Origin of the sequence: uncultured Mailhella sp., assembly GCF_944324575.1 — a bacterium.
Classification (GTDB): domain Bacteria; phylum Desulfobacterota; class Desulfovibrionia; order Desulfovibrionales; family Desulfovibrionaceae; genus Mailhella.
On the sequence record NZ_CALUWV010000171.1, the window covers coordinates 1 to 20,781 of the forward strand.

At 60.0% G+C, this 20,781-nt stretch carries 17 protein-coding genes and 1 pseudogene; 15 read left to right on the forward strand and 3 right to left on the reverse strand.

The features are described from left to right. The 9 genes from Q0J81_RS11585 to Q0J81_RS11625 form a co-directional block, all read left to right on the forward strand. Nucleotides 1-392, forward strand: a 392-nt coding sequence (locus Q0J81_RS11585; RefSeq protein WP_294448047.1) for a winged helix-turn-helix domain-containing protein, incomplete at its 5' end; no start/stop codon positions are given. Nucleotides 393-394: 2 nt separating this feature from the next. Then, on the forward strand, nt 395-1,954 hold the full coding sequence (locus tag Q0J81_RS11590) for an ATP-binding protein (protein ID WP_294448048.1): 1,560 nt from the start codon (nt 395-397) through the stop codon (nt 1,952-1,954). A gap of 29 nt (nt 1,955-1,983) precedes the next feature. Continuing rightward, nucleotides 1,984-2,145, forward strand: a complete 162-nt coding sequence (locus Q0J81_RS11595; protein WP_294448049.1) for a hypothetical protein — start codon at nt 1,984-1,986, stop codon at nt 2,143-2,145. Nucleotides 2,146-2,323: 178 nt separating this feature from the next. Then, the gene (locus tag Q0J81_RS11600; protein ID WP_294448050.1) at nt 2,324-2,698 is read left to right on the forward strand and encodes a hypothetical protein; all 375 of its coding nucleotides are present in this window, start codon (nt 2,324-2,326) and stop codon (nt 2,696-2,698) included. Between the two features lie 152 nt (nt 2,699-2,850). Then, nucleotides 2,851-4,188 carry a trypsin-like peptidase domain-containing protein gene (locus Q0J81_RS11605; RefSeq protein ID WP_294448051.1) on the forward strand — a complete coding sequence of 446 codons (1,338 nt, stop codon included), beginning with the start codon at nt 2,851-2,853 and terminating at the stop codon, nt 4,186-4,188. Between the two features lie 71 nt (nt 4,189-4,259). After that, nucleotides 4,260-4,841 (forward strand): hypothetical protein, encoded by a 582-nt coding sequence (locus tag Q0J81_RS11610; protein WP_294448052.1) that lies wholly within the window; start codon nt 4,260-4,262, stop codon nt 4,839-4,841. 99 nt (nt 4,842-4,940) lie between these two features. Continuing rightward, nucleotides 4,941-5,273 carry a hypothetical protein gene (locus Q0J81_RS11615; RefSeq protein ID WP_294448053.1) on the forward strand — a complete coding sequence of 111 codons (333 nt, stop codon included), beginning with the start codon at nt 4,941-4,943 and terminating at the stop codon, nt 5,271-5,273. A 593-nt stretch (nt 5,274-5,866) separates the two neighbouring features. After that, complete coding sequence (locus Q0J81_RS11620) at nt 5,867-7,072, forward strand: ammonium transporter (protein WP_294448054.1); 1,206 nt, start codon at nt 5,867-5,869, stop codon at nt 7,070-7,072. 24 nt (nt 7,073-7,096) lie between these two features. Continuing rightward, on the forward strand, nt 7,097-7,453 hold the full coding sequence (locus Q0J81_RS11625; RefSeq protein WP_294448055.1) for a P-II family nitrogen regulator: 357 nt from the start codon (nt 7,097-7,099) through the stop codon (nt 7,451-7,453). Nucleotides 7,454-7,765: 312 nt separating this feature from the next. Here Q0J81_RS11625 and Q0J81_RS11630 read toward each other — a convergent pair whose 3' ends face one another. From Q0J81_RS11630 to Q0J81_RS11640, 3 genes and pseudogenes are all read right to left on the reverse strand, one after another. After that, nucleotides 7,766-9,229, reverse strand: a complete 1,464-nt coding sequence (locus Q0J81_RS11630) for an SLC13 family permease (protein WP_294448056.1) — start codon at nt 9,227-9,229, stop codon at nt 7,766-7,768. A 105-nt stretch (nt 9,230-9,334) separates the two neighbouring features. After that, nucleotides 9,335-11,053 (reverse strand): FAD-binding protein, encoded by a 1,719-nt coding sequence (locus Q0J81_RS11635; protein WP_294448057.1) that lies wholly within the window; start codon nt 11,051-11,053, stop codon nt 9,335-9,337. Between the two features lie 14 nt (nt 11,054-11,067). Then, a pseudogene (locus Q0J81_RS11640) lies at nt 11,068-12,837 on the reverse strand (FAD-dependent oxidoreductase). A gap of 128 nt (nt 12,838-12,965) precedes the next feature. Between Q0J81_RS11640 and Q0J81_RS11645 the strand changes: the two are divergent. From Q0J81_RS11645 to Q0J81_RS11670, 6 genes are all read left to right on the forward strand, one after another. Then, the gene (locus tag Q0J81_RS11645; RefSeq protein ID WP_294448058.1) at nt 12,966-16,028 is read left to right on the forward strand and encodes a sigma 54-interacting transcriptional regulator; all 3,063 of its coding nucleotides are present in this window, start codon (nt 12,966-12,968) and stop codon (nt 16,026-16,028) included. Nucleotides 16,029-16,304: 276 nt separating this feature from the next. After that, a complete protein-coding gene (locus tag Q0J81_RS11650) occupies nt 16,305-18,050 on the forward strand; it encodes an FAD-binding protein (protein WP_294448059.1) in 1,746 nt (581 codons plus the stop codon). Next, nucleotides 18,050-18,271, forward strand: a complete 222-nt coding sequence (locus Q0J81_RS11655; protein WP_294448060.1) for a ferredoxin family protein — start codon at nt 18,050-18,052, stop codon at nt 18,269-18,271. Before Q0J81_RS11650 ends, Q0J81_RS11655 begins: the two co-directional genes overlap by 1 nt. Before the next feature lie 70 nt (nt 18,272-18,341). Then, nucleotides 18,342-18,479: a hypothetical protein gene (locus Q0J81_RS11660; protein WP_294448061.1), complete on the forward strand. Its 138-nt coding sequence runs from the start codon at nt 18,342-18,344 to the stop codon at nt 18,477-18,479. Nucleotides 18,480-18,493: 14 nt separating this feature from the next. Further along, nucleotides 18,494-19,960, forward strand: a complete 1,467-nt coding sequence (locus Q0J81_RS11665) for a hypothetical protein (protein ID WP_294448062.1) — start codon at nt 18,494-18,496, stop codon at nt 19,958-19,960. Between the two features lie 122 nt (nt 19,961-20,082). Then, a complete protein-coding gene (locus tag Q0J81_RS11670) occupies nt 20,083-20,727 on the forward strand; it encodes a hypothetical protein (protein WP_294448064.1) in 645 nt (214 codons plus the stop codon). Nucleotides 20,728-20,781: the final 54 nt, after the last annotated feature.

Sequence of the window (20,781 nt, forward strand, 5' to 3'; positions counted from 1 at the left end):
TTCGTCGCTCCGGTCGGACGACGGACACGTCCCCCGAAGCCGGACGTCCGGAAAAGGCCTATCACTTCAGCGGCTGGACGCTGGACATCTCGGCCCGTCATCTCATTGCTCCCGGCGGCATGGTCGTGAATCTGAGCGGAGCGGAATACCGTCTTCTCACCATTTTTCTCGAGCATCCGCAAAAGGTCCTGAGCCGCGACTTCATTCAGGACGAACTGCAGGGGCAGGAAACCGACCGCAGCCCCTTCGACCGCAGCCTGGACGTGCAGGTTTGCCGTCTGCGTGCGCGCCTGCGCGACACCGGCGACGGCGACAAGGGACGCGAGAACAAGCTCATAAAGACGGTGCGCGGTGACGGCTACGTGTTCACCAGCTCCATCACGGCGGAGTAGTCATGGACGTTGCGGAAAGCCGGAGCCGGTCCGGGGAAAAGAGCGGCGTGCTCTGCCGTCTGAGGCGTCTTGCCTCGCGCCTGTCGCCGGACTCCCTTCTGGCCAGGCTCATACTCATTTTTTCGGCCGGCTTTTTTGCGCTGCTCCTGCTTACCACCATTTATGCGGGAGAATCCCGGCATTTCTACTTCATGCGTGCGCTCATGGGCGACAGAGCCCGCCGCATGGCGGAAGTGGCCGTGCTGCTCGACGCCACCTCCCCGGAAATCCGTTTTGTGCTGCGCGAGCAGCTCAACAGTCGGGGCTTTTTCGTGCGCTTCATGTCCACGCGGCCTTCCGTGTCCGTGCATGAGGATCTGAAGGAAATGTCGGAGCTCATGGAATACATGCTGAACGTTTCCCTCGCGCGTCTTTACGGCGACATGCCCGCAGGGCACGGACACGGAATGCACGGAGCGGGCCACGGAAGCGCGAAAAGCCTCATGAGCAACGAAGATGTGCCCCGTCGCGGCGTTCTGGCCATTCGCGAGCTGAATCTTCCGAGCCCCATGGAATCCTTCGGCCAGTCCGTGTGCCAGTACTTCACCAAGGACAAGAAGACCCGCGGCCCTTCCGTGTATCAGGCCACGGCCGTGGTGCCCCTGCACGACGGCACCTGGGTGGTCATCGAGGATTCCGCGCCCGGCTATCCCCCCATGCCCTATTTCCCGTTTACCAGCATCATGGCCATAGAAATGTTCTTTGTGGCCATCAGCCTTCTGGCCTTCTACCTGTGCGTGAAGCCTCTGCGCAGGCTGGCCCGCGCCGCCGATCGCTTCGGCCGCGACATACGTACCCCCGCTCTGCCGGAAACCGGCCCCACGGAAGTGCGCGAGGCCGCCCAGGCCTTCAACCGCATGCAGACGAGCATACGGGAGTTTCTGGACGAGCGGGAGCGCACCCTTGCCGCCGTGTCGCACGATCTGCGCACGCCGCTTACGAGAATGCGCCTGCGCGTGGAGCAGCTTGACGAGAGTCAGCGCATTCCCCTTCAGAAGGACATAGGCGAACTGCAGCAGATCATGGACACCACTATAGACATTGCGCGCAGCAAGAGCGAGAATGTCGCCGTGGTGGACGTCATGTCCCTCATTGAAAGCCTTGTGGAAGACAGGCAGGACATGGGACAGGACATCCGCATGGAAGAGCGGCTGCAGGATCCCGAAGCCATGTTTTCCATACGGCCGCTCAAGGCCCGCCCGCTCAGCATGAAGCGCTGTCTGGCCAACCTCATGGACAACGCCCTGCGTTACGGCGGCCATGTGGTGGTGGATGTGGTGGACGGTGACGACATGCTTTCCGTCATCATTTCCGACAGCGGACCCGGCATTGCCGAGTCTGAGCTCAAGAAGGTTTTTGAGCCCTTTTACAGGGTGGAACGCTCCCGCAACCGCAGCACGGGAGGCACCGGACTCGGTCTTTCCATCGCGCGCAGCATGGCCCGCATGCACGGCGGCGACGTGACGCTGGAAAACAGACCGGAAGGCGGCCTTCGGGCCACGGCGACCTTCAAGCGGACGTGAGCGGCCATGGGAAAGAAAAAGGAGTTGTCATGAGTCGATTCATTCTTGTCGCGTTGCTTTGCATGGGATTTGCCTTGTCGGGCTGCGTCGTTCCGCCGCCCCATCATGACGAGGCGAGGTATGATCAGCCCCGCGGCCACAGACCGCCGCCCGCGGATTATCATCCCTACTGGGGGGCCCGCGCTCGCTAGCGATGCTTGCCCGGTCTGTCCCTGATGTCCGGTCTTTTTTCTCCCGAGCCTCTCTTTGTCGTCGGCGGGAGGAGGGAAAAGCACCTTTGAAAGCTTTTTTCCAGAGGGGCGGATCGGGCTTCGGTCCTCATGTTCCGACATTCGAGTGCCGGAATGTTCATGAACCTGGAGGTATGTCATGAGAGCTCTGCCCGTTGCCATCGGTTGTCTTTTTCTTCTTGCCGGATGCATTCCGCCGCAGCCGGGCTCTCTGGCCTATGCGGACTATCATCCCGCGCCCGTGCGGCATGACGTGCGCCCCGCACCTCCGGCCCCGCGTCCAGAGGTGCACAGGCCTGCGCCCGCGCCTCGCCCCGACGTGCATAACCCTGCGCCCCGTCCCGGCGTGAACAAGGCCCCGGCCCCCAGACCGGAAAAGCATGTGACGCCGCCCCGTCCCGGCAGCAATACGCCCAAGGCTCCCGCCGTGCAGCGTCCCGCAGCGCCGAAGCCAGGAAGCAATCCTCCCGCCCCCGGCAGAAACGCCCCCGGGCGGCCGGATCATCGCAAGTAGAGTCCGCGTCCGTACGGGCTTTTTTGAAAAGCAAACGTGGAAGAGCGCGCTTTGCGGAAAACGGCTACGGGTGCACTCTTTCCTGTCGTGCAAAAAAGACCCGCCATACGGCCCAAGACGGCGGGCACTCCTCCCAACGGAGGAATTTTACCATGAAAATCAAAATGATACGCAGCATATTTCTTGGCTTTCTTCTGCTTGGTCTTGTCGGTGTTCCTTCGATACAGGCCGCGCCTTCGTTCACGGCAAGACAGCAGGAACGCGTCACTCCGGCAGTGCGCGTCGTAAGCGCCGTGGCCCCGGCGGTGGTGAACATCACAAGCACGCTGGTGGAGCGGCGTTCTGCGCCCGAGCTCACGCCCTTCGATTTCTTTTTCAACATTCCCGGACGCGATCTGCGCGGCGAGAGCATAGGGTCGGGCATCATCATCGACGGCCGCCGTTCCCTCGTGCTCACCAACGCCCATGTGGTGAACGGCGCTTCGGCCATTTCCGTACGGCTCCTTGACGGCCGCACCTTTTCCGCCGACGTGGTGGGCGCGGAGCCCGACTTCGACATTGCCGTGCTGCGTCTCAAGGGCGCGAAGAATCTTCCTTCCGTGGCCATGGGCGATTCCACCGACCTCATGCCGGGCGAGAACGTCATCGCCATAGGCAACCCCTTCGGCTTTTCCCATACGGTGACCACGGGCGTCGTTTCCGCGCTGGACCGCACCATTGAAGCCGAGGACGGCGTGTTCACGGACCTCATTCAGACCGATGCCGCCATCAATCCCGGCAACAGCGGAGGGCCGCTGCTCAACGTTCTCGGGGAGCTCATCGGCATCAATACCGCCATTTACGACAAGGCGCAGGGCATAGGCTTCGCCATTCCCATCAGCAAGGCCCGCCGCGTGGTGGACGAGATTCTCGATCAGGGGCACGTCAGCACGCCGTGGCTCGCGCTCATCGGTCAGAACGTGGACCCGCGCACGGCCCGCTATCTGCGTCTTCCCGAGGCCGAGGGCCTGCTCGTGACCGAGGTGTTCGAGAACGGTCCGGCAGACAAGGCGGGGCTTCGTCCCGGCGACGTCATCATGGAGCTGTCCGGCAATGCCGTCACCGACAGGGACAAGTTTCTTTCCCTCATGCGCAATCATCAGCCCCACGCGCCGGTAACGCTCAAGGTATGGCGCGACGGCGTGGAAAAGACGTATACGCTCACCGCGACGGACTTCGACGACAAGTCGGCCGAGGCGCTGGCACTGCGCCGCTGGGGCATATCCGTGAAGGACGGACGAAACGGCGCCGTGGTCACGCAGGTGAAGGCCAATTCTCCCGCCGCCCGTCTGGGCCTGGAAAAGGGCGACATCATCACGGCCGTTTCCGGACGCGCCACGGATTCGCGCACGGCATTTCTGGATGCGTTCCGCCGCGATTTCCTCAACCGCCAGATACTGCTTCAGGTGCTTCGCGGAGGGCGCCTGTATCAGGCCCGCATGGGGATTTAGAGCCTTTCGCGGCGTTGCGTCCCGGCCGCAAAAACGCTAGAGTGGGAAATCCCTTTTTCAGGAGTTGAGGTATGAATCATTTCCGTCGTCTTTCCCTGTTGTTCTGCGCGGTGCTGATGCTTGCCGCCCTTACCGGATGCCTGGCACAGAATAATGTCCGCCTGCTTTATAATCCCGGCGGGGCGTCGGCTCTGCCCGTGGCTACGGCTCCCCGTGTCGCCGTGGTGCTCTTCGAGGACCAGCGCGGTCGCATAGACGTCGGCGTACGTAAGGACGGCAGTCCCTTCCAGCCCAGCTCCAGCGTGGCGGAATGGGTGAGTCAGTCGCTTGCCGACGAGCTGGCCCGTCAGGGCGCTCAGGTGTCTCTGGCTACCTCCATGGCCCAGGCGCAGGCCGGTCAGCCCGACTACATCGTGGGCGGCGTGGTGGAACGCGTGTGGCTTACCGAAAAGAGCATGAGCAACTACGATGCCGTCATCCGCATTCAGACCCGCCTTTACAGTCAGAAGCAGGCTACGGTGACCAGAAGCTTCGCCTCCCAGCAGGAAAAGACCGGCATTCCCGGTGCAGCCCTTGCTGAGGAAACGCTTTCCAGCACTCTGGCCGACGTTCTCAAGAATGCTGCCATGTCCATCATGGGCGCCATGCACTGAGATACGAAATTCTGAAACCTCCGCCGCGTCCGGCCTGCCGGGCGCGGCGTTTCTGTCGGTATGCACCCGCGCAGGGCGTCGTACCGGCATGGAGCCTTTATGCGACCTGTTCTCGTCAAAGCCTACGGGGCCCTCAATCCCGCCACAGAAGAGACTTTCCGCGCCGTGCGCGCCGTACTGGAAGACTGGTACATTCCCGAGGCCGTGGAGCTTTCCGGCGACCTTCTGCGCATAAGCTACGAAGGCGAGGTCTTTCCGGACTCGGAGGTGGTGGAGGCCCTAAAGCCCTTTCTCTGTGATGAAAGCGAGGGCAAGCTCGACATTCTTGACCTTGAGGCGTGGACGCTGCACCGGTACTTTTTTGCGTATGGTCGTCTGCGCGACCATACCGCCACTCTCGACAAGGCGCTCGAGGCCTGCTCCATGCATTAATCGTTTCGGGCGAGTCATGTCCCGTTTCCTGCGCCGGAACGGCCCGGTTTTGTTCCGGTTCGGCACGGATGTTCAACGCGTTCATAGACGCCCCGTTCCGGGGCAAAAGATGCGATCGTCGCTTTGTCCGACACGGCAAAGGCGTGTAGGGCTCTTGTGAGCGGCCGCTCGCAGGGCATTCGGCCTTCTTCTTCGTTTGCGGGGAAGAAGGCCGTTTTTGTTTTTCTGCCGGACGGCAGGGGCGAGTCTGACCGGTTTTGAGGAGCGCGAACCGTGAAAAAAGACCGTAGACACGCGGAAAAGAACACTGAAGTACGAAATGGGGCCGTTCTTTTATCCTCTTTGATACAAAAAAGAATTAAAATATCTTTCCTGTTGAAAATACAGATTATTTTTACTGATGAACGCTAAAGCTGCGGGAGGTTTTTCGAGAGAGGCGAACGAGACCGATATTTTTCTGTATTGAAAATTGTTCTGGTAAAACGAAAAAGAGTTACGTTATTTCACCATGTTGGATTATTTTTGCGAAATTGGCACGGTATGTGCAGACAAGAATGCAGAATCTGACGTTCAGGATGAAGGAGGAATTATCAATGAACGCTGCCGATACGGGTTTTGTTCTTGTCAGTGCCATGCTGGTCATGCTCATGGTGCCGGCGCTTGCTCTGTTCTACGGAGGCCTCGTGGCTTCCCGCAACGTGCTTTCCACCACCATGCACAGTTTTGTTCTTCTCGGCGTGGGAGCGCTGCTCTGGCCCCTTGTGGGGTACACGCTGGCGTTTGGTCCGGACATTCACGGACTTATCGGCGGCCTTGAGAACATCATGCTTTTCGGCGTGGGCAAAGAGCCTCTCGAGGGCGGTTCCATTCCCGCGCTTGCGTTCATGGCCTTCCAGTGCATGTTCGCCGCGCTGACTCCCGCGCTTATTTCCGGCGCGTACGCGGAGCGCATACACTTCCAGGCCATGCTTCTCTTCTCCACGCTCTGGCTGCTTGTGGTGTACTGTCCCATGGCGCACTGGGTGTGGGGCGGAGGCTGGCTCATGAAAATGGGCGCTCTTGACTTTGCCGGCGGCGCCGTGGTGCATATGAGCTCCGGTTCCGCCGCTCTTGCCGCCGCCATCGTGCTCGGCAAGCGCACCACCATGGGACGCCGTGCGGGACTTCCCCACAACATCCCCATGACCGTGCTCGGTGCCGGTCTTCTGTGGTTCGGCTGGTTCGGCTTCAATGCCGGCAGCGCCCTTGCGGCCAACGGACTTGCGGCCAACGCCCTTGTGACCACGCATCTTTCCGCGGGCTGTGCCATCCTTGGCTGGCTCGCCGTGGAGCGCTGGCATACCGGTCACTTCACCGTGCTCGGTGCGGCCTCCGGCGCCGTGGCCGGTCTTGTGGTCATCACTCCCGCAGCCGGTTTCGTGGAACCCTGGGCGGCCATAGTCATGGGACTTCTCGGCGGCGCTGTCTGCTACGGCGGCATTTTCCTCAAGAAACTTTTCAACTATGATGACGCTCTCGACGTTGTGGGCATTCACGGCGTGGGCGGCGTGCTCGGCGCATTGCTCACGGGCGTGTTCGCCTGTGCCGAAGTCAACGGTGTGGACGGCCTTCTGTACGGCAATCCTTATCAGCTCTGGGTGCAGTTCGTGTCCGTCATCGCCACCGTGGGCTTCTGCTTCCCGGTCAGCTTCGCGCTGCTCAAGCTTACCGACAGGCTTGTGGGACTGCGCGTGCCGCTGGAAAAGGAAGTGACGGGTCTCGACATTTCGGAACATTCCGAATCCGGCTACCAGATATAATTACACACTGACGAGGATACTGTCATGCAGAAGGAAGAGTCCCTTAAAAAGTTGCAGGTGATTCTGAGACTGGAAACCGTGGACCGCGTGAAGGAAGCCTTGAGCTCCATAGGCATAGGCGGCGCCACGCTCATGGAAGTGCGGGGCTTCGGTCGCCAGCGCGGGCATACGGAAATTTACCGCTCTCAGAGAATGGAGGTGGATTTCCGTTCCAAGATGATGCTGGAAATCGTCATGGAAGAGGAAAAGGTCGACGCGGCCATAAAGATCATTCTGGAAAACGCCCGTACCGGATCGGTGGGTGACGGAAAGATATTCATACTGCCCGTGGACAACGTCATTCGCATACGCACGGGAGAATGCGGCAAAGACGCCCTGTAGAATCTTCGGAACATCGGAAAAGACGCAGCGTGCGCCGGAACGGGATATGAACCGTTCCGGCGCACGCTTTTTTCAGCACTCCGGCATTGCCCTGCACCCAGATGCGACGGGCAGAAACGTTTTCTGCGGACGGGCGCATCATGGCGCCAGTGGAGCGCTCCCGGTATGGCGTTTCGGGAGCGCTCCGTCTTGAGGAGGCGGACGGAAGACTCTTCCGTCTTGTACCGACGCTTCTCCGGTTTCAGGGGAGGGGAACCGGAGAAGGGGGCCGGGAAATGCTGGAGGGCATTTCTTGTTGCTTTCGGCGGTCGGTTAGAAGAGGACGGTGCCGAGCAGCACGGTGACGATGGCCGTGGAGAGGTAGGCTCCGAGAATGGCTATGGGCGCAGTCTTCCAGATAACGGCGGTGTTGCTCCACTCGTTGCCGTGCAGTAGGGCGGCGCTGGCGCTGGCGGCGGGGGTGAGGAAGGCAAAGTGCACGCACATGACCACCATGATGAGCGGGATTTCGGGAGCCATGCCGGTAGCCTGGCTGAAGCTGTAGATGACGGGCATGAGCACCACGCCCACGGCGCCGTTGTTCATGACCTGGGTGAGCAGCATGGCGCCGAAGCCGATGATAAGGGCGAAGATCATGGGAGAGCTTTCGCCGAACAGCGGCATGATGAGGCCCATGAGAAAGTCGGTGATGCCGCTGTTCGGAGCAGCCATGCCTATGGTGAGCGGCTGCACGAAGGCGAGAAGAAGCACGATGCCCCAGGTCACGCCGGAGTCGACCATCACCTTGAAGCTGAGCAGCGGCTTTCCGTCCACGCGGATGCAGGCCATGATGGTCACGAGCAGTATGACGACGCCGGTGTTGTCGATGGCCTTGAGGAAGCGGGTGAGGAAGAAGTCGGCAGGCAGGAAGCTCGGCGCGAGCAGCAGAAGCACCAGCATGAACAGAAAGACGAGAATGGTCTTCTGCACGTTGTTGAGATTGAGCGCGCCTTCGCTGTCGAGATCGTCGGCCTTGAGGTCGCGCAGCTTCGACATGTCCGGTCTGAACACGTATTTGCCCATGAGAATGAAGAACAGCGAGCAGAGCACGCAGATGAAGCAGGCGATGATCATGTATTTTGCGTAGTCGATGCCGCTTCCGGACATGGTCTCGTAGGCGCTGAACACGGTGAGCGCGACCTGCTTGAAGGGAATCATTGACTGGCCTATCTGCGTGGCGAACACGATGCCGAACACCATCATGGTCGGATAGCCGTCGCCTTTTTTATAGCCGCATACCTCGCACACGCCGTAGAGGATGCTCCAGCCTATGAGCGCCGCGGGCGAGGCGCTGGTGAGCGCGCCGAGAATGAACATGGAGGCAAGGAAGGTGAAGGTGAAAAGCCAGGGTCTTCCGCATACGCACTTTCTTGTGATGAACCACAGCGAGATGAACTTGGAAAGGCCGTAGTAGTTGATGGTGGCGCAGAACACGAAGATGAAGAACATCATCTGCACGATGGGATGACCGAAGCTGTTGTTCAGCAGCTTTACGGGCGTCATGCCGCCTATGAGCATCATGGCAAGAAGACCGGCAAGGCTCGGCCAGACGATTTCAATGAATATCCATCCGTACAGAACGCCGAGGAAGATGCCTACGAGGTTCATGCCCAGCGGAGTGAGCGGGGCGAGGGGCGGAAGCTGCCCCACGCCGAACATGATGATGAGGCAGACGGCCGTGTGAATGTAGTAGGAGAGGGAGAGGGGGCGTTTTTTCGTTGAGATGGCAGTGCTCATGCTTTTCCTCGAAAAAAGAGATGGGATATTTTTCACGCGGGAGGGCAGGAAAGGGGCGCGACCGCCGGGGGACGGTCGCGCCATGTTGTTCCGCTGCGGGCGGAACTAGCCTGCATGCCGGTGATCAGGCCAGTTGAAGTTGTCCATGTAGTAGCGGTAGGGCTTGACCGGATATTCGTCGACGGGCACGGGAACGGTATGCAGTTCACGCCGTCCGTCCACCTGCTTCTGCTCTATCCACTTGAGCCAGTTTGCATTGTCGCGTTCAGGGTAGTCTTCGCGGAAGTGTCCTGCACGGGATTCCTTGCGGGTGAGCGCCGCGGTGAGGCTGAGATCCGTAAGAAGTATGGTGGACTGAGCTTCGAAGAGCTTGGCGAGCTCGTGCGCGTCGCGTGCGCCCATGCGGGGAGCAAATTCCTCACGTACTTCGGCCACGCGGTCGAGGCCGCGGGTGAGTCCCTGACCGGTCTTCATGAGGGCGATATCCGGAGCGCTCATGACGGTGCGCATGTCGTCGATGACGTCCTTGGGCGCAATGCCGTCCCTGCCGAGGTACTTGAGCAGGCCGTCCAGCTTTTCTTCCGCCAGCGAGCGATCGAAGGCAACGGCGTCGTGGCCCTGCACGAAGTGCGCGGCAGCCTCGCCTGCGGAATAGCCCGTGGTGGCGGTGATGCAGGTGGCCCAGCCGCCCATGTACACGCCGGGATCGGGATTGCGGGCGAGACCTGCGGCGTAGAGACCCTTCACGTCCGTGGAGCCGTCAAGATTCGCCACGATGCCGCCGTAGGTGTGGCGCACCTGCGGCATCCACTGGAGCTTCTGGGCAAAGAAGTCTATGCCCATGGCGCGCAGCTTCTTGTCGTTGAGTCCCATCCATCCGGCGCGCGGACGCATGGTTTCCACATCTTCAGGCTTCATCTGGCTGCAGTCGAACACGATGGGCCCGTTGCCCGCGCGCACTTCGCATACCATGCCGCGGGTGTTGTAATGGGGATCGGCCTTGGCGCCGAACTTCGGCGAGTACTTGCGCATGAAGTCTTCGCCCTTGTTGTTGAGGAATCGAGCGCCCTTGGGAAGAAGACCGGTCTGTCCTTCCCAGGCGAAGTCCACGGGCACGTTCCACACTTTCCAGAATTCAAAGTTGCGCATGGCGCAGCCTGCATTCCAGGCAATGCTTACGCCTTCGCTGGCCGGGGTGTTCTGATGGTAGGAAGGCTTCCAGCCGCCGGTATTGGTGGCGAGCAGCACGGCGCGTGCCTTGATGAACACCGGAACGCCGCTCTGGGAATGGAAGCCTACGGCGCCGGTCACGCGATCGCCGTCGGTGATGACGTCGGTGATGACGGTACGGCCGAGGCGACGGACGCCGCGCTTCTCGCATTCCTGCTTGAGCAGACGGGCCTTTTCAATGCCGCCCATGCCGTAGGGATGGTAGTAGTAATAGCGCATGTAATCGAGCGCGCGCTGGGGAATGAAGCACAGCTCTCCCTTGTCGTTGCGCACGAACTTGTGACCCCAGTTTTCAAAATCCATGAAGCGTTCATAGGACTGGGTGAGTATCTGCGCCAGAATGCGCTGGTCCGCAAGACCGTCGTAGTAGTACACGAGGTCGTCGAGCAGGTCGTCGAGGTTCATGTCGGGCTGCTTCACGATCATGTCGCCGCCGGAAAGTCCGCCGAGACCGCCCCAGTCGCGGGGGCCCTTGTCCATCACCAGCACGTCGTCAAGAAAGACCTTTGCCCGCATGGCGGCCCACATGCCGCTGAAGCCGCAGCCTATGACGAGAAGGTCGGTCGAGTATTCGTATCCGCTGTTTTTTTTCATGATGTCCTCCGGGTTCAGCTCTTGGCGACTTCAATCTGGTCAAGGGTTCTGGCGAAGCGTTCTTTGAAGGGATGAACGAATATGGCGCCGGAGGGACAGTTGAGCTCGCAGTTGAAACAGGTCATGCAGTCGTCGGTGTAGGTGATGCGGGACTTGCTGCCGCAGGTCATGCAGCGCAGCGCTTCGGCAAAGCACGCTTCCATGTCCAGAGGCTTTGCGCGTTCCGCAAAGGGATGTTCCAGATCCTCGGGCAGGAGAGTGCGTTCATGCCGGGGTTCGTGACGTATGCCTTCGCCCGGAAGTTTGTCGTCCGGCACGCAGGGACGTTTTCTGCCCCTTTCGCCAGTCATGTCCGCGCCCTTCAGCATACGGTCGATGGAGGTGGCGCATTCCCGGCCGCCGGCAATGGCGGCGACCACGGAGGCCGGCCCTGTGGCGGCGTCGCCTGCGGCGAAAATGCCCCACTCAGAAGTGGCGAAGGTAACGTCTTCTACAACAATGCGGCCGCGCTCCACCGTAACGTCACGGGCAAAGCCGTCCAGCTCGGACTTCTGTCCGATGGCGAAAATGACGTGGGATGCGGCAAGATGCAGCGTGGAAGACGTGTCGAACTGCGGATTGAAGTGTCCGGCTTCATCCGTCAGAGCCGTGCAGGCATGAAGTTCCACGCCGGAAACGCGGCCGTCCTCGGTGAGAATGCGCGCCGGGCCGAAGCTGCAGTGAAATTCCACGCCCTCGTCTTCGGCGTCTTTCTGGTTGTGGGGGTAGGCGGGCATGGCGTCGCGGGATTCAAGACAGGCCATATGCACGCGGGAGGCTCCGAGGCGCTTTGCCGTAATGGCCGCATCCACGGCCACGTCGCCGCCGCCGATGACCACCACGTCGCCGGAGATTACGGGCTTCTCATCACTGCGGCAGGCGCCGAGAAATTCAAGACCTCAGTGCACGCCTTCGGCCTCACTGCCTTCGATGTCCACTTTTCTGGCGGCGCTCGCTCCAGGGGCCAGCATGATGGCCTTGAAGCCGCGTTTCTTCAGATCGTCGATGCTGATGTCGGCGTTGTCGCCCACAAGGGTATTGCAGCGAAATTCCACGCCCATCTGCTCCAGACGTTTCACCTGCGCGGTGATGATGTCATCGGGCAGGCGGTAGGCAGGAATGCCGTAGCGCAGCATGCCGCCGGGGAAGGGCTTCGCCTCGAACACCGTGACGGGATACCCCATCCTTGCGAGATACCAGGCGCAGGAGAGTCCGGCCGGTCCGGAACCGATCACGGCAACTTTGTTGATGTGCCGCCGGGTGACTTTTTCCTGAGAAATGTCCATGATCCGGTTGCCGAGCACGTGTTCCACGGCGTTGATGTTGACGGCCTCGTCCACCTTGGCGCGGGAGCACTTCGATTCGCAGGGATGGAAGCAGACGCGTCCGGTGATGCCGGGGAAGGGATTGTAATTCAGAAAGTTTTCCGCGGCCTCATCCAGACGTCCCTGCTGAATGAGATAATTGTTTCGGCGGATGTCCACGCCGGCGGGACAGGCCGCCATGCAGGGGGACATTTCCTCCTGTTGCGTGACGAGACGGAAAACGTCGAGCGGACAGGTTTTTGTGCAGGTGCCGCATCCGGTACAGGTTGCGGAATCAATGCTTTGAATCATGGAAGCTCCTTGGCGTATTGCAATGACGGAATGAAAGAATCGCGTTGAAATGGTTGCCCTGTCTTTTGCAAGAAGCGTGCCGATAATATAACAATTTGTTTTTATTTTCTTTTTGCATTTTTTAAACATGATAAATTCTGAGAATACTGTCTTTAAAAAAAACAAAATCGTTTATTGCTGTGCGGAAAAAATACAGTTACTCTCCGGAGGAACGACGGAAGAATCCGCCGGAAACGGGAACTGTCCGGGAGAAAGACATGAAACAGGCAGCGGCATGGACAAGAAGCGAGGCCGTGGCGGCATTTGTGCGGGAGCTTTTCGGCGTAAACTTCCGCAGGGAACTTCTGGAGAGCCTTTCGGGCTGTCCCCTGCAGCAATGGTCCTCTTCCTTCAGAAAGGAGACGAGGGGAGAACCTTTCGCGCTTGACGAGCTGCTTGCCCGCCACGGAGACGCCGTGGCGGAGCTGAAAGGGCTTTCCGGCGATACGCCTCTGGAAACGTTTCTGCTCGGCATGGCGCACGGCATGGAGCTTGACGCCCTGGAAACGTTCCTGAAGCTCGGCGAGGAGCGCATTCAGGCGCTTGCCGCGGATGACGTGCGCGCCATGCTCATGTTCGCCCTGGAAAGAATGCGTCGTCTCTGTCCGGAGCATCCGCGTGAGGTGAAGCGCTTTCTGGCGCTGTGCCGCGAGCTTCATCTGTTCATCGTCTGTTCGGGCGTCTTCATTCCGGAGCTTCCCCAGTTTTTCTTTCAGGTCCGGGACAGGGCCCTCGAGCTCGGAGACGAGGGGGAAACGGCGCTGGTCGATCTGCTCATAGGTTCCCTCAACGTCTGCAACATTCCCGAGCACAACAGTCCTCGTTTTCATGCCTTCATGATCCGGGGCAGGAAGGTGTTCGACACGCTGAAGGACCCGGTTCTTGTGGAAAAGGCGGTGCCGTATCTGGGCCTTTTTGCCTTTCTTGAGGGCGACTACGAGCAGGCCATGAGCTTTTTTTCCAGGGCCAGTCGTCAGATGCGGATTCAGCGGCGTCGCTACTTTGAAATGTTCTATGCCAGACACTGGAGCTTTGCAGCCGCCAACAGGGGGGATTTCGATCTCGCGGCCAGACTTCTGCTTACCAGACTGCGTCAGGCGGACGTGAGCAGCGATTCCTCGCTTTCGCGCAATCTTCGCAGTCAGCTTGCCTTCGTGTACCTGCGCATGGGAAAGAGCGAACAGGCCCTCGAGCAGCTCGACATGGCGCTTACCGGCATGACGAGGAAAACGGACGTGGCAAGTTCGGTGACCACGCTGCGGCACCTGGCCTTCTATCATATGTTTTCGGGGCATCTTACGGTGGCGTACAAGGTGCTTCGTCCGGCCCTCGCGAGGGCTGAGGCCGAGGGATATCAGCGGCCCGTGTATCTCAACGGCATTTTTCTGGAACTGCTCGCCCTGCTGCATGAAAAGGGAATGCCGCCGCTTCCCTGCTATCGTTTTGAGGATGAGCTTGCCCGCTGCCTTGCCGGGCCGAACAGAGTGCTGCGCGGCGTGGCGCTTCGCGTGCAGGGCCGCATGCTTGAACGATGCGGAAACCGATCGGAAGCCGTGCGGTTTTACCGGCAGAGCATTGCCGTGCTGGACGCCGTTCACAACACGATGGGCGCGGATCAGTCCCGTCTGTTCCTGGCCTCTCTGCTGCTGGAAGAACACAGGGTGGAAGCGGAACTCCTCGTGCACGAGGCGTGGCGTTCCTATCCGTATCTGAAGTTCTTGTGGCCGGAAAGACTGCTTCGCTTCGTGCCTTCCTGCGCGGTCGTGCCGGAAGAAGGAAGCTTTTCCGCCCGTTCGCTGGTGGAGGAGTTCCGCGATACGTTCGCGCCCCGCAGGTCCGGGCTGTCGTTCGAGGAGTTCGCCCGCATTCTGCTTACGGAGTCGGGCAGGCTGCTCGGCGCGTCGGAAGGGTGGCTCTATCATCGCTCCCAGCCTTCCGCCCCGCTCAGACTCATGGAGCGCACGGCAGAAGCGGACGGGAGCTTTCCCGTGCCCGCGTCCATGGAGGAGATCGCGGAGCTCGTGGCGGAAGGAGAGCCCGTCATGCTGGACAGTCTGGCCGTGCGGGGCGAGAGCCGCGGCATGTTCATAGGGCTGCCGCTCGACTGTCGTCCGTACGGCATGTACGTGCTCTGCCTTGCGGGCAGCGTTCCCGAGAAACTGCGCGTGCTTCTCGATGAAACGCTTCTGCGCGACATAAGCCGCGTGCTTACCTGGCCGTGCATGCTGACGCTGGAAATGGACCGCAAAAGGCAGAATGCCGTCTCTTCCGGCGAAGACATGAGGGAAATGATATGCGTTTCCCCAAGAATGCAGAATTTTCTTGCGGACGTGGACAACGCCGCCGGCACGGATGCCGCGGTGCTGCTCAACGGAGAGTCCGGCGTGGGCAAGGAAATGCTGGCAAGGCGCATTCATGAGCGCAGCGGCAGAAGCGGCCGTCTTGTCACCATCAACATGGCGAGCCTGCAGGACGAGCTTTTTGAAAGCGAATTTTTCGGCCATGAGAAGGGCGCCTTCACCGGCGCCATGAACAGCAAGATAGGTCTGGTGGAACTGGCCGAAAACGGGACGCTCTTTCTTGATGAAATCACGGAGGCGAGTCCCAGAGTGCAGGCCAAGCTGCTCCGCGTCCTGCAGGAGAGAAACTTTCTGCGCGTGGGGGGAACCCGTCCCATAAGCATCAACTTCCGGCTCGTGGCGGCTTCGAACCGGAATCTGGGAGAGGCCGTGCGCAAGGGGCTGTTCCGCGCGGATCTTTACTACCGCATTGCCGTCATCTGTCTGAAGATCCCGCCTCTTCGCGAGCGCCGTGAAGACATCCTTCCGCTGGCGAGATACTACCTGCGCCATTTTGCCCATCGTCACGGACGCGAGGTCGTGCGGGACTTTTCGGAAGCCTGCTGCCGGCGGCTGGAGCAATGGCCCTGGCCCGGCAATATTCGCGAGCTGCGCAATGTCATCGAACAGTCTGTCATCCTCAGCGGAGGCCGGACATTGACCTTCCAGGAAGGATTTGAGGAACAGACGTCCCGCTCCGGACAGGGCGTCGAAACAGTTCCTTTTTCATCGGGATGTCCCTCGCAGGAAGCGCTTTCCCTGGAAGAGGCGGAGAGGCGATGCCTTGTTGCTGCGCTCAGGAAGACGAACTGGCGCATAGACGGCGCGCATGGCGCGCTGTCGATCCTGAAGATCAGTCGTTCGGCGCTCTATGCCAAAATGCGGAGGTACGGCATTTCCCGGGAGAGTGACGATGCGGCGGGAGCAGGGAAGTTGTCGTGACGGTCGGTATGAATATGTTCCAGAGCCGTCCCCTCCATGGGGCGAAAGACGGGATTTTCGTGCTGATTGCCTGCACTTGAGGCACGCCGGCCCTGACATTTTTCAAAAATGAGCTGTCTTTGGGACATTTTTCGGCACATTGTGAAGGCAGAGCTGACAAAAATTATGGTTGAGCCTGGCGGCCGCGTCATGTACTCTGCATGAGAAAGTCATGAAAGTGTTTGTTTTCGTATGGTTTGGAGCGGAAGCACTTTCTTTGCCTACCAGGAGAAATGCATGAAAACTCTGCAATGCGATGTTGTGGTCGCAGGCGGCGGCCCGGCCGGAACGTTTGCGGCCGTCAAGGCGGCGGAAAACGGGGCCGACGTCATCCTGCTTGACAAGGGATATGTCGGCAAAAGCGGCTGCGGCACCTTCGGCGCCGGTTCGTTCAAGGCCTACCTCAAGGAAGAGGACTCGCTTGACCTGTGGTACGGAAAGGCCGTGGAAGAAGGCTTTTTCATCAATGATCAGGACTGGCTGAAAAAGCATTTCGACACCATCGGCGACCGGGTGAAGGAGCTCGAGAGCTGGGGCGTGGTGTTTGAAAAGAACGAGGACGGCAGTTACAACCGCATTGAAGGGCAGGGCTCTTCGGACAAGCGCCCCATCAAGACGCTCATGTTCCACGGTCCGCAGTTCATGGAAGTCATGCGCAGGGTCTGCAAGGACAAGGGCGTGCACATCGTGGACCGCGTCATGGTGGACGCGCTGCTTCATGAGAAGGGCAACCCCGGGGTCATTCGCGGCGTGGTGGGCTTCCACGGCGTGACGGGAGAAATGTATGTGGTCAAGGCGAAGGCCGTGGTGCTTACCACCGGCGCGCAGGCCTACAAGTCCCATTATGCCGACCTTCACATGGAAACGGGCGACGCGCACATCATGGGTCTTGAGGCCGGTGCGGCCCTTGCCAACTATGAATTCAACTGTCATCAGCTCACCCACGGCCACTTCGCCACGCACGGCATGAACGTGTCGCAGGGGCTCGGCGCCAAGTTCGTCAACGCCCTCGGCGAGGACTTCACCGCCAAGTACGATCCGGAATATGCTTCTCACGGCAATCTGTGGCGTATTTCGGCATCCATGGCGCTTGAGGTGCACTTCGGCCGTGGTCCTCTGTATTTCGACTACTCCTCCTATACGCCCAGAGACTGGGAACTTTTCGAGCGCACGCTGCCGCTCATGTATCGTTCCTACGAGCAGGCGGGCTATGTGGACAAGAACCGCAAGGTCATCAAGGGAAAGCTCAGCTGGGTGTCGGCGCTCATCGGCAACGTGGGCTTCGGCGGCGGATTGTATATTGATCTTGACGGCCGTACCACGCTGGAAGGGCTGTATGCCGCAGGCGACGCCGCCTACGGTCCGACCTCGGGCGTGGAGGGATTCTGCGCCTACGCCATGCCGGCCGCCTCCACCACCGGCGCCGTCGTGGGCGAAGCCAGTGCGAAATATGCCCGTACCGTGGGCGACGTGGAACTCGACGAGAAGGAGATCGACGAGGTGGTGAAGAAGCTCTCCGAGCCGCTCAACCATCCGCAGGGGGTGGACCCCTCGCACGTGGTCATTGCCGTTCAGGAAGCGGTCTTCCCCTACGACGTCTACATTCTGCGCACGGAAGAAAAGATGCTCGCCGCGCTCAGGCGCATTCAGGAGCTCAAGAAATACGACGTTCCGCGTCTGCGCGCTCTGGATGCGCACGGCCTGCGCTTTGCGCTCGAGGCCAGAAACATGGTGCTGAGCGCGGAAGTCATGCTCACCGCCGCTCTGTACCGCAAGGAAAGCCGCGGCTCGCACCTGCGTCTCGACTACCCTGAAATCGACAACGAAAACTGGCTGAAGTGGATTCTCGTGGAGCAGAAGGACGGAGAACTTGCGCTCCGCACGAAGGACATTCCCATCGACCGCTATCCGCTTCGTCCCGAACACAAGCGGGAACTGCACGCCTCCATCGCCGCGGCCAGAAAACTTGGGGAGAAGATATAATGGGCATCCGTCACATAGATTACGACAAGTGCATCCGCTGCGGCCGCTGCATCACCTACTGCCCGCAGGACGTGCTGCGTCCGGATGAGGAAAAGCGTCCGGTCATCACCTATCTTCAGGACTGTCAGTCCTGCTTTTTGTGCGAAAAATATTGCCCGGCCGGAGCCATAGCCGTTTCCGCCGACAGAGAACGCCGGCCCATTCTGCCGTGGAAGATCTGACGCGGCGGGGCCGCCCCCGCGGGGACGGCCCCAGAACTTCATCGCGCCGGAAAGCGACGGGAGAAAACATATGATAGCCAATATGCCCACCTCAACGTTTCTTCTTTACATCGGGGTCTTTGTAGTCCAGTTCGTGTTCGTCATCTGCTACGGCATCTGGTGGTGTCTCCAGGGCAGAACCCCCTCGCGCAAGGACAAGAGGAACTGACGGAGATTCCTGCCATGATGATAGCCATTCTCGTCATTTATTTCGGTCTCATGCTGTTCATAGGCTATCTCGCTTCGCGCAAGGTGCGGGATTCCAGAGACTATTTTCTCGGCGGCAAGGGCTTCGGCCCGTGGTTCACGGCATTCAAGTTCGCCGCCACGTGGGAGAGCGGCGTCAAGCTCGTCGGCAGTCCGGGCATGGCCTGGAACGCGGGCTGGTCGTCGCTCGCCATGGGCATAGGCACGCCGCTGTGCTATTTCTTCTCGTTCCGCGTCTTCGGTCAGCGGCTCAAGCTGGCCTTCGACCATTTCAACGTGCTCACGCTTCCGCAGATGCTGGAAAAGCGCTACGAGAGCCGCGCCATCCGCATCGTGGCGGCCGTGGCCATACTTATCGGCCTCGGCGGCTCGCTCGTGGCCCAGTTCAAGGCCACGGGGGAAATCTTTTCCGCCATTCTGGGGCTGGACTACCTGCACGGTCTTTTCATCGGCGCCGTCATCGTGGGCATCTACTGCGTCATGGGCGGCTATCTTGCCTCGGTGTGGACCGACTTCATTCAGGGCATCATCATGGTGCTCGGTTCCATAGCCATCTTTACGGCCACGGCTCAGGCGGCCTTCGGCGGCGTGTCCTGGGACCTGCTCTCCCAGCTCAACGCCTCGCTCGCCTCCATAGATCCCAATCTGCTCGACGTCACGGGCGGCGGAAAAATGAGCTGGTCCAACCTGTTCATCATTCTCGCCATCACCATGCTGGTGGGCATAGCCATGCCGCAGCAGAGCGTGGCCATATTCTCCATGCGCGACGTGCGCACCGCCCGCGTGGCCATGATCGTGTGCGTGGTCTTTTCCGCCATTCTTGCCTGGACGCTGGCCACTACCGGCATGATGAGCCAGATGGTGCTTGATCCGTCCGAAGTGAAAAACCCCGACATGGTCATTGCGCTGCTCATTCCCAAGGTGCTTTCGCCTTTCATGGGCGGCATATACCTTGCCGCGGTGCTCGCCGCCATCATGTCCACGGTGAGCGGCTCCATTGTTGTGGCCGCATCGTCGCTTACCGAGGATATTTTCAAGCTGGCCATCCCGCATCGCTATGAACGGCACCCCATGTTCTACAATCGCGTCGGCGCGTCCGTTTTCGTGCTGCTGCCGCTGCTTTTCGCCATCAAGCCGCCCACCATCATTTTCTGGATAGGCGTGTTTGCCTTCGGCTTTCTGGTGTTCACCTTCCTCATGCCCATGATCGGCGTCATTCTGATTCCCCACGCCACCAGACAGGCGGCGCTGGCGCAGATGGTGAGCATCATGATCATCATTCCCGTATGGACCATATGGCTGCAGAAGCCCACGGGCATTCCCGCTCTGCTGGTGGGACTCGTAGGCGCGCCGCTTATCTTCTTTGCGGTCAACGCCGTGTTCAAAAAGAAGGAACTCGCTCCGGACATCAAGGCACTGTGGGACAAGTTCGCCCAGCTCTAGGCTGTCATGTCTCAACGGCGCGCCTTCAGGATCTCGAAGGCGCGCCTTCTTTGTTATGCGGGAGCGCGGGGCGACGCACGCTTCCCGCAGCGCGTTGATGCGCCGGATAAAGGAAACGAATCATGATCTGTTCGCTGCCGTCTTCCGGGCTTGTGTGGGATGAGGAACATCTTGCCGCCCGTTATGCCTTTCTGCGTCGTCGGCGGGATGAGGTGACGCTGGAACTTCTGTACTATCCGTACTGGCTTTTTTCCATGCAGGGCACGGCGACGTGGCGCTTTTTCGGCGAAAAGCCGCTGGAAATCCTGCTTGTTTGCGATGCCGGCACGGGCCGCTGTCAGCGTGTTTCATCTTTTCCTGAGATGCGGGAGGAATCGCTTTCCTTTGATGGATCCGGGGATTCGGCTCGTTTTGCGCCGGGCATGCTCAGGGCGGAGGGGATGGAACGGCAGGTTTATGCCTGCGTGGTTCCTCTGAAGGTCGGTGAAGCGCAGGCCGGGGATGCGGCGGAAGCCTTTGCCCTTTCTCTTTGGCGCAGGCGCTGCAATCTGCCGCTCGGTCCACGGGCGGCCATACACTGCACGGAGAAAAGGCCGCTTTTTCTTTATAAGCCCTTCTGGATCATGCGACCGAAGGCAAGGCCGGAGTCGGGACCGGGCAAAATGTTTGTCTTCGATGCCAGCACGGGACTCGGAGGCGTTTCCGAATACTGGAACGTGGTGGAATATGTGCTTGAGCTTCAAAAGGAGGCGCGGGGAAGCGAGTAAGCGCATTGCCCGGGCCATGAAGCGCGGGGATCACGGCGGTATGAAAAATTTTGA

Bases quoted from the DNA above. Each gene is read 5' to 3' on its own strand.
- Q0J81_RS11590 (WP_294448048.1), top strand. From the start codon at position 395: ATGGACGTTGCGGAAAGCCGGAGCCGGTCCGGGGAAAAGAGCGGCGTG.
- Q0J81_RS11630 (WP_294448056.1), bottom strand. From the start codon at position 9,229: ATGAGCACTGCCATCTCAACGAAAAAACGCCCCCTCTCCCTCTCCTAC.
- Q0J81_RS11670 (WP_294448064.1), top strand. From the start codon at position 20,083: ATGATCTGTTCGCTGCCGTCTTCCGGGCTTGTGTGGGATGAGGAACAT.
- Q0J81_RS11595 (WP_294448049.1), top strand. From the start codon at position 1,984: ATGAGTCGATTCATTCTTGTCGCGTTGCTTTGCATGGGATTTGCCTTG.
- Q0J81_RS11650 (WP_294448059.1), top strand. From the start codon at position 16,305: ATGAAAACTCTGCAATGCGATGTTGTGGTCGCAGGCGGCGGCCCGGCC.
- Q0J81_RS11665 (WP_294448062.1), top strand. From the start codon at position 18,494: ATGATGATAGCCATTCTCGTCATTTATTTCGGTCTCATGCTGTTCATA.
- Q0J81_RS11635 (WP_294448057.1), bottom strand. From the start codon at position 11,053: ATGAAAAAAAACAGCGGATACGAATACTCGACCGACCTTCTCGTCATA.
- Q0J81_RS11645 (WP_294448058.1), top strand. From the start codon at position 12,966: ATGAAACAGGCAGCGGCATGGACAAGAAGCGAGGCCGTGGCGGCATTT.
- Q0J81_RS11610 (WP_294448052.1), top strand. From the start codon at position 4,260: ATGAATCATTTCCGTCGTCTTTCCCTGTTGTTCTGCGCGGTGCTGATG.
- Q0J81_RS11660 (WP_294448061.1), top strand. From the start codon at position 18,342: ATGATAGCCAATATGCCCACCTCAACGTTTCTTCTTTACATCGGGGTC.
- Q0J81_RS11655 (WP_294448060.1), top strand. From the start codon at position 18,050: ATGGGCATCCGTCACATAGATTACGACAAGTGCATCCGCTGCGGCCGC.
- Q0J81_RS11625 (WP_294448055.1), top strand. From the start codon at position 7,097: ATGCAGAAGGAAGAGTCCCTTAAAAAGTTGCAGGTGATTCTGAGACTG.
- Q0J81_RS11615 (WP_294448053.1), top strand. From the start codon at position 4,941: ATGCGACCTGTTCTCGTCAAAGCCTACGGGGCCCTCAATCCCGCCACA.
- Q0J81_RS11605 (WP_294448051.1), top strand. From the start codon at position 2,851: ATGAAAATCAAAATGATACGCAGCATATTTCTTGGCTTTCTTCTGCTT.
- Q0J81_RS11600 (WP_294448050.1), top strand. From the start codon at position 2,324: ATGAGAGCTCTGCCCGTTGCCATCGGTTGTCTTTTTCTTCTTGCCGGA.
- Q0J81_RS11620 (WP_294448054.1), top strand. From the start codon at position 5,867: ATGAACGCTGCCGATACGGGTTTTGTTCTTGTCAGTGCCATGCTGGTC.